1 protein-coding gene is annotated in these 5,835 nt (G+C 72.2%); it reads right to left on the bottom strand.

The annotated features are described in order from the left end of the window. The coding region (locus WAW17_RS29975) for a condensation domain-containing protein (protein ID WP_422336486.1) at positions 1-5,835 on the bottom strand (5,835 nt) is incomplete at both ends.

Below are 5,835 nucleotides of genomic sequence, written 5' to 3'. Positions count from 1 at the left end.
CCGACCGCGGTGTGCCGACACCACGGCGCGGGTCACCGAGGGCAGGGCCAGCAGCGCGGCTTCCACCTCGGCGGGTTCGATGCGCATGCCGCGGATCTTGAGCTGCCGGTCGGCGCGGCCGAGGTAGGTGAGGGTGCCGTCGGCGCGGCGGTGCACCAGGTCGCCGGTGCGGTAGCGGCGAATACCGTCTTGTCCGGCGACGAAATTCGCTGCGGTGAGCGCCGGGTCGGCCACATAGCCGAGGGCCAGGCCGAGCCCGTCCAGATACAGTTCGCCGACACCGCCGAGGGGCACCGGTCGCAGGGTCTCGTCGAGCACCGTCGCGGTGGTTCCGGGAATGGGCGTGCCGATGGTGACGTCGGCGCCCACCTCGGCGAGGGTGGCCACCACGGTCGATTCGGTGGGGCCGTAGGCGTTGAGCATCAGACGTCCGCTGCTCCACACCGCAGCCTGTTCGGGGTTCAGCGCCTCGCCGCCCACCGCGACCACCTGCAGCGCGTCCAGCGCCGCCGGGTCCAGGGTGGCCAGCACGGACGGTGTGGACAGGTAGTGCGTCACCTGCTGCTCGGTGAGCAGGCGCTGCAGTTCGGCGCCGCCGTAGATCCCTGCGGGCGCCACCACCAGGCAGGCGCCGGACGCGAAGGCCAGCAGCATCTCGAGCAGCGCCGCGTCGAAGGTGGGGTTGTAGCCGTGCAGCACCCGGGCGTCGGGGCGGACGCAGTAGCGGCGGACGGCTTCGTCGGCGAGTGCCCCGAGTCCGCGGTGCGTCACGGCCACGCCCTTGGGGGTGCCGGTGGAGCCGGAGGTGTAGATGATGTACGCCGCCGACGGGTCCGCCGACTGTTGTGCCTGCGTCACCATCGCGTTTCGACGCTCGGCGGGGTGCGTCGGGTCGAGCGGCAGGAACGTGGCACCGGTGCGGGTGACGGCCCACAGTTCGATCACGAAGTCGATCGAGCGCGGCAGGCAGATCGGGACGACGGGTCCGGCGCCGCGTAGTTCACGCGCCCGCTGTTCCGACGCCTCGGCCAGTTCGCGGTAGGTGAGCGTGCGGGTGCCGTCGGTGACGGCCGGACGGCCGGGGTGCGCGGCGACGGTGGCCAGCAGGATGTCGGCGAGGGTGCGGGAATCATCGGCCGGCCCGCCGGTGAGCGGCGGCGCCGGGGTGAGCACGATGTCCCCCACCGTCACCTGCGGATCGTCGGCGACGGCGACCAGTACCTGTCCCAGCAGCGACGCGAGCGAGGCGGCGGTCTCGCGGTCGAACAGCTCGGCGGCGTAGGCCACGGCGCCGTCCATGCCGAGTGGCTCCGAGCCGTCCCACCGTTCGCGCACGGTCACGTGGAGGTCGAATTTGGCTGCGCCGGTGTCGACTTCGTCGGCTTCCACGGTGAGACCGGCAATGTTCACGGTCGGCAGGGCGAGGTTCTCCACGCCCAGCGCCACCTGCGGGGTGCGTCCCCCGAGCAGGTCGGCGATCGCCTCGAACGGCACGTCGGCGTGTTCGAACGCGTCCACGTCGAAATCGCGGACCTGCGCGAGCAGTCCGGTGAACGGCATGTCCGGCTGCACCTGTGCCCGCAGTGCGAGGGTGTTGACGAACATGCCGACCAGCGGATCGAGGCTGCGCTCGCCGCGGCCGGCAACGGCGGTGGCGATGGTGATGTCTCGCTGCGCCCCGAGCCGCGCGAGCAGCACCGACAGCGCGGCGTGCAGCACCATGAACGGGGTGGCGCGGTGGTCCCGGGCCAGCCGGTGTATCGCCTGCTGGACTGCGGCAGGAATCCGGAAGGTCACCACTGCGGCGGATTCGGTGCCGCCCCGCCGGTCCGGGACGAGTGCCGCCGCCGATTCCGCACCGTCCAGTGCCCGACGCCAGTGCTCGATACCGCGGCTCGCATGGGCGCTGCCGAGAAGGTCGTGTTCCCACAGCGCATAGTCGGCGAATTGCAGGGGCAGCGGCGACCATTCGGGTGTGCGGCCTGCGCGGCGGGCCTCGTAGGCGGTGAGCACGTCGGTCACCAGCGGGGTGAGCGACCAGCCGTCGGCGGCGATGTGGTGCAGCACCACGGCCAGCACGTGCGAGTCGGGGCCGCGTTGCAGCAACCGCACCCGCAGCGGGGTCTGCCGGGTGAGGTCGAAACCTTCGGAGGCGAATCGGTGAACAGCGTCGGGGTGGAAGGGGTGCGGGGTGAGGTCCAGTTCGGTCCCGCCGAGGATCTCCTGCCGCGGCAACTCCCCCGACTCCGCCGGGTAGCGGGTGCGCAGTATTTCGTGCCGGGCCACCACGTCGGTGAGCGCCTGTTCGAGTGCCGGCACATCGAGGGGGCCGTCCAGGCGCAGCGTCACGGGCTGGTTGTAGGCGGCGGACGACGGGTCACGACGGTTCAGCACCCACATCCGGTACTGGCTGCGCGACAGCGGAATCCGCTCCGGACGCGGACGCGGGACCAATGGAGGACGCAGGTCCGATTCGGGCCCGGCGCCGTCGAGGGCGGCGGCCAGTTCCGCCACCGTGGGGTGGGCGAAGAGGGCGCGCAGCGGCACGGGGCGGCCCAGCGCGTCGGAGAGCCGGGCCGTCAGCTGCGTCGCGAGCAGCGAGTTGCCGCCGGCGTCGAAGAAGTGCGCGCCCCGGCCGGCGTCGGGCAGTTCGAGCACCTCGGCGAATACCGCGGCCACCGTCTGTTCGGTGTCGGTGACCGGCGGTTCGTGTTCTGCGGTCACGAGTTCGGGGTCCGGCAGGGAGCGCAGGTCGAGCTTGCCGTTCACCGTCTTCGGCGGCGCGTCGAGCACGACCACGGCCGTCGGCACCAGATACGACGGCAGCAGCTCGGACAGGCGACGGCGCAGCGCCTCCACATCGAGAGCCGCGCGTGGGAGCACGTAGGAGACGAGGGCGTCGGCGCCGGTGGGGGTGGAACGCACGATCGTGGTCGCGAAGCCGACGTCGGCGACGCTTGCGATGGCGGCGTCGATCTCGCCGGGCTCGACGCGGACGCCGCGGATCTTCACCTGGGTGTCGTTGCGGCCCAGGTAGTCCAGCACGTGGCCACGGCGCCGGCGCACCAGGTCGCCGGTGCGGTAGCGGCGGGTACCGCCGGGCCCGGCCACGAAGCGCTGGGCTGTCAGCCCGGGTTGTCCGGCGTATCCGCGGGCCAGGGCGCCGCCCGCCAGGTACAGCTCACCGGGCACGCCCACCGGCACCGGGCGCAGTCGTTCGTCGAGCACGAGTGCGGCGACGCCGGTGATGGGCGTGCCGATGGTCACCGGCTCCCCTGCCGACAGCGGCTCGGTCGCGACGGCATACATCGTGGACTCGGCGGGCCCGTAGCCGTTGACCAGTCGGCGTCCGGGGGCCCAGCGGTCGACGAGTGCGCTGCCGAGGCGTTCGCCGCCCACCATCAGCACGGCCAGGTCGGGCAGCGCGGTGTCGCCGAGGGTGGCGAGGACGGTGGGGGTGATGCAGGCGTGGGTGACCCGCTCGCGTCGGAGCAGGTGCTCGAGTGCCGGTCCGGCGAATTCGGTGTCGGACGCGATCACCAGGGTGGCCCCGGACGCACCGGCGATCAGCACCTCGAGCAGTGTCATGTCGAAACCTGCTGCGGCGCGGTGCAACACCCGGGAGCCGGGTGCGGCGGCGAAGCGGGTGGCCACGTCGGCGTCGAGTGCGGCGAGGCCGGCGTCGGTGACCACCACAGCCTTGGGTGTGCCGGTGGTGCCGGAGGTGAACACCACGTAGGCGGTGTCCGTGGCCGGCGGGAGGCTGTCGGCGATCGCCCGCATCGCGGCGGTGCGCGTCTGGGGAAGTTCGGGGTCGATGAGGACGGGCGCGGCACCGGCTTTCGCGATCGCCCACAACCGCACCACCGACTCCACCGACCGCGGCTCCGACCAGACCACGGCATCACCCGGCCGCACACCCGACGCCACCAGGTGGCGGACCAGCGCGCTCGAGCGGGTGTCGAGTTCGCGGTAGGTCAGCTCGGTGCCGGAGTCGCGGATCGCCACGGCGTCCGGGGCGAGGAGGGCGCCGCGAGTGAGCATGGCCCGCAACGTGAGTGCGCCCGGCGACCCCGGACCCACCGCCGGAACGAGAGCCGCCCGTTCGGGCGCGCTCAGCAGATCCACGTCCCCCACCGGGACGTCGGGGTCGGCGGCGACGGAGTGCAGCAACCGCACCAGTTGCGCGGCGAATTCGGCGATGGTGGCGGGGTCGTAGAGTTCGGCGTTGTAGCCGAAGTGCAGTGCCATCGGTTCGCCGGGGCCGGGCTCGGCGACGGTGAGTTGCAGGTCGAAGTTGGCGTGCTCCACGTCGGGGATCACCGGAGTGACGGTCAGCCCGGGCAGGGTGAGGTGCCCGGCGCGGTGCCGCTGCATCGAGAGCGCCACCTGGAACAGCGGGTGGTGCGACGCCGACCGGGCGGGGTTGAGCAGTTCCACCAACATCTCGAACGGGAGGTCGGCGTGGGTGTAGGCGGCGAGGTCCTGCTCGTGCACGTGGGCGAGCAGTTCGGTGAAGGTCGCGGCCGGGTCGACGTCGGTGCGCAGCACGAGGGTGCCGGCGAACATGCCGACCACGTCGTCGAGTTGCGGGTCGGTGCGGCCGGCGACCGCGGTGCCGATGGGTACGTCGCGGCTGCCGCTGTACCGCGAGAGCAGCACGGCGAGCGCGGCGTGCAGCACCATGAAGGTGGTGGCCCGGCCGGTGCGCGCCAACGCGACCAACCCTTCGTGCAGATCGCCGTCGAGTTCGACGGTGTGCGCGGCGCCTTCACCGGACGGGGCGGCGGGCCGGGGTCGGTCGGGCGGCAGGGTCACCTGTTCGGGCAGCCCGGCCAGGGCGCCGAGCCAGTACCCGGACAGGGTGTTTTCGGTGTTTTCGGTGTTTTCGCTGTCTTCGGACAGCATGCGGCGCTGCCAGATGCTGTAGTCGCTGTAGTGCACGGGCAGCGAGGGCCATTCGGGCGCGCTGCCGTCGAGTCGTGCCTGGTACGCCACCATGGTGTCGCGAATCAGGGGTGTCAGCGACCAGGCGTCGGCGGCGATGTGGTGCACCACCAGGGTGAGCACGTGTGACGTCGCGGCGGTCCGGTACAGCCGGGCCCGCAGCGGCGGTTCGACTGCGACGTCGAATCCGGTGCCGGCCAGGGCGCGCACGTGCGCGTCGACGGCGTCGGTGGGGATGGCGATGGGGTTCAGGTCGAGGGGGACGTCGGCCGCATCGAGCACCACCTGCTGCACGCCGTCCGCCGTCCGCGGGTAGACGGTACGCAGGGTGCGGTGCCGTGCCACCACGTCGCGGGCGGCCGCGGCGAGTGCTTTTTCGTCGAGGTCGCCGTCGAGGCGGACGATCAGCGGGATGTTGTATCCGGCTGCGCCCGTGTCGAACTGGTTGAGGATCCACATCCGTTCCTGCGCGGGCGAGAGCGGCAGGTTGTCCCCGGTCGCGACGGGCACCAGCGGTGGGCGCCGGCGTTCGTTCCCGGCCCGCTCCTCCACCCGGGCGGCGAGTTCGGCCACGGTGGGCGCTTCGAAGAGGTCGCGGACGGTCACGTCGGTGTCGAAGACGGCGCTGAGCCGGGCGGCCACGCGGGTGGCGATCAGGGAGTTGCCGCCCAGGTCGAAGAAGCTGCGCCCGGTGCCGATCTCGATGCCGCCGAGCAGCTCGGCGAACACCCCGGCCACCACTTCTTCGATGGGCCCGTGCGGTGCGTGCACATCGTGCACCACCACGGCCGGTTCGGGCAGGGCGTCGCGATCGAGCTTGCCGTTGGCGGTGAGCGTGAAGGCCTCGACGGGCACCACGACGTTCGGGACGAGGTACTCGGGCAGCAT

This window comes from Rhodococcus sp. (in: high G+C Gram-positive bacteria) (assembly GCF_049286785.1).
Lineage (GTDB): Bacteria > Actinomycetota > Actinomycetes > Mycobacteriales > Mycobacteriaceae > Rhodococcus_F.
This window is presented reverse-complemented; position numbering and strand designations above follow the sequence as displayed.